Source organism: Halomonas sp. (assembly GCF_014859505.1).
GTDB lineage: Bacteria > Pseudomonadota > Gammaproteobacteria > Pseudomonadales > Halomonadaceae > Halomonas.
Map to the genome: position 1 here is coordinate 1 of NZ_JACUUD010000227.1, position 2,498 is coordinate 2,498.

Below are 2,498 nucleotides of genomic sequence, written 5' to 3' on the forward strand. Positions count from 1 at the left end.
GGTCCTATGCCAGGGATGGCATCGGTAGCGCCCAGGGATGGGTTCACAGCGCCTCTTCGCAGGCCTGCCGCCGGGTTAGCCCCGCCTTTCGGCGGCAAGAGCGTGCAAGTGTCAGGCCTGAGCGCTATCGCGGAACAGCCAGGGGCGCGCAACGCGGTGCTTCGCCTCGAAGGCGCGTATGGCGTCCTCGTCCTGCAGGGTGATGCCGATGTCGTCGAGGCCATTGAGCAGGCAGTGCTTGCGGAAGGCATCCACCTCGAACTCGATGATCTCGCCGGAGGGCGTGGTGACGCGCTGGTTCTCGAGATCCACGTCGAGCCGATAACCCTCGCTGGCCTCCACCTCGGCAAACAGGCGATCGATGGTCTCCTCGGGAAGAGTGACCAGCAGCAGGCCGTTCTTGAAGGCGTTGTTGTAGAAGATATCGGCGAAGCTCGGGGCGATCACCACCCGGAACCCGAAGTCCTCCAGCGCCCAGGGGGCATGCTCCCGGGAGCTGCCACAGCCGAAGTTGCGGCGGGTCAGCAGCACGCTGGCGCCCTGGTAGCGCGGCTGATTGAGCACGAAGTCTGGATTGACCGGGCGCTGCGAGCAGTCCTGTCCCGGGTAGCCCTCGTCGAGATAGCGCAGCTCGTCAAACAGATTGATGCCGAAGCCGGTGCGCTTGATCGACTTGAGGAACTGCTTGGGAATGATCAGGTCGGTATCGACGTTGGCTCGATCGAGGGGAGCGACGAGGCCTTCGGTGCGTTCGAACTTGTTCATGATTCAGGCCTCCTCAAGGGTACGGACATCGACAAAGTGGCCGGCGATGGCAGCGGCGGCGGCCATGGCCGGGCTGACCAGATGGGTGCGCCCACCGTAGCCCTGGCGGCCCTCGAAGTTGCGGTTCGAGGTGGAGGCGCAGTGCTCACCGGCGCCGAGCTTGTCGGCGTTCATGGCCAGGCACATGGAGCAGCCCGGCTCGCGCCATTCGAAGCCCGCCTCGGTGAAGATCCGATCGAGGCCCTCGGCCTCTGCCTGGCGCTTCACGAGACCGGAGCCCGGCACCACCATGGCCAGCTTGATGCTGTCGGCCACCTTCCTGCCGCGGGCCACCTTGGCCGCCTCGCGCAGATCCTCGATGCGCGAGTTGGTGCAGGAGCCGATGAACACCTTGTCGAGACGGATATCGATGATCTTCTGCTTCGGGGCGAGCCCCATGTACTGAAGCGCCCGGGTATAGCCGCTGCGCAGGGTGTCGTCGGTCTGCTCGGCGGGATCGGGTACCTCGCCGGAAATGCCGGTGACCATCTCGGGGCTGGTGCCCCAGGAGACCTGCGGCTCGATCTCGGCGGCGTCCAGCACCACCACCTTGTCGAACTCGGCACTGTCATCGGAGACCAGGCCGCGCCAGTCGGCCACGGCGGCCTGCCACTGCTCGCCCGTAGGCGCGAAGGGACGCTCGGCGAGATAATCGATGGTGGTGTCGTCCACGGCGATCAGACCGACCCGGGCGCCGGCCTCGATGGCCATGTTGCAGACGGTCATGCGGCCTTCCATGGAGAGGCTCTGGATGGCGCTGCCGGCAAACTCGATGGCGTAGCCGGTGCCGCCGGCGGTGCCGATCCGGCCGATGATGGCCAGCACCACATCCTTGGCGGTGATGCCCACGCCGAGTTCACCCTCGACGCGCACCTGCATGTTCTTCATCTTCTGGGCCAGCAGGCACTGGGTAGCGAGCACGTGTTCCACCTCGGAGGTGCCGATACCGTGGGCGAGTGCCCCGAAGGCGCCGTGGGTGGCGGTGTGGGAGTCGCCGCAGACCACGGTCATGCCCGGCAAGGTGGCGCCCTGCTCCGGCCCCACCACGTGGACGATGCCCTGGCGCGGGTCGTTGATCTTGAACTCCTCGATGCCGAACTCGACGCAGTTGTCGTCGAGGGTCTGCACCTGGATCAGCGATACCGGGTCCTTGATGCCGGCGTTGCCCTCGGCGCGCTCCTTCAGCGTGGTGGGCACGTTGTGGTCGGGGGTCGCCAGGTTGGCGTCGAGGCGCCACGGCTTGCGGCCCGCCAGACGCAGGCCCTCGAAGGCCTGGGGCGAGGTCACCTCGTGGAGCAGCTGGCGATCGATGTAGATCAGTGCGGTGCCGTCATCGCGCTCCGTGACGAGGTGCTGCGTCCACAGCTTGTCGTAGAGTGTCTGGCCTGCCATATCGTTCTCCCGGGCGATTGCGCCCTGTGCTCTGTCTGGTCGGTCGTGGAGGCCCCTTGATGCACCTCCAAGGACGGCTTTTCCGGCGACAGGTCTGTTCGGGGGCGCTGTGAATACTTCCCTGTACGCTACTTTTTCCTTCCCTGGAAAAAGACCCCCTTCAGACCTGCCCCCGGCGCCGCTCAGCGCCTGCAATGAAGATCAGCCTTGGCTGCTCGATGCTTGAAGCCAGTTTCCTGCCCCTCGCCCATAAAATCAATTCATGTTATTTATGGATTGAATTCCCCAAAGGAATAGAGAAA

Annotated in this window: 2 protein-coding genes; both read right to left on the reverse strand. The window is 65.1% G+C overall.

Features of this window, described 5'->3' with window-relative positions:
• Window positions 1-111 precede the first annotated feature (111 nt).
• The gene (leuD, locus tag IBX53_RS15735) at window positions 112-765 is read right to left on the reverse strand and encodes a 3-isopropylmalate dehydratase small subunit (RefSeq protein ID WP_290911205.1); all 654 of its coding nucleotides are present in this window, start codon (window positions 763-765) and stop codon (window positions 112-114) included.
• Between the two features lie 3 nt (window positions 766-768).
• Window positions 769-2,196: a 3-isopropylmalate dehydratase large subunit gene (gene leuC, locus IBX53_RS15740; RefSeq protein ID WP_290911209.1), complete on the reverse strand. Its 1,428-nt coding sequence runs from the start codon at window positions 2,194-2,196 to the stop codon at window positions 769-771.
• Between the last annotated feature and the right edge of the window lie 302 nt (window positions 2,197-2,498).

Coding starts and splice junctions, on each gene's coding strand:
- leuC (WP_290911209.1), bottom strand. CDS start 2,196: ATGGCAGGCCAGACACTCTACGACAAGCTGTGGACGCAGCACCTCGTC.
- leuD (WP_290911205.1), bottom strand. CDS start 765: ATGAACAAGTTCGAACGCACCGAAGGCCTCGTCGCTCCCCTCGATCGA.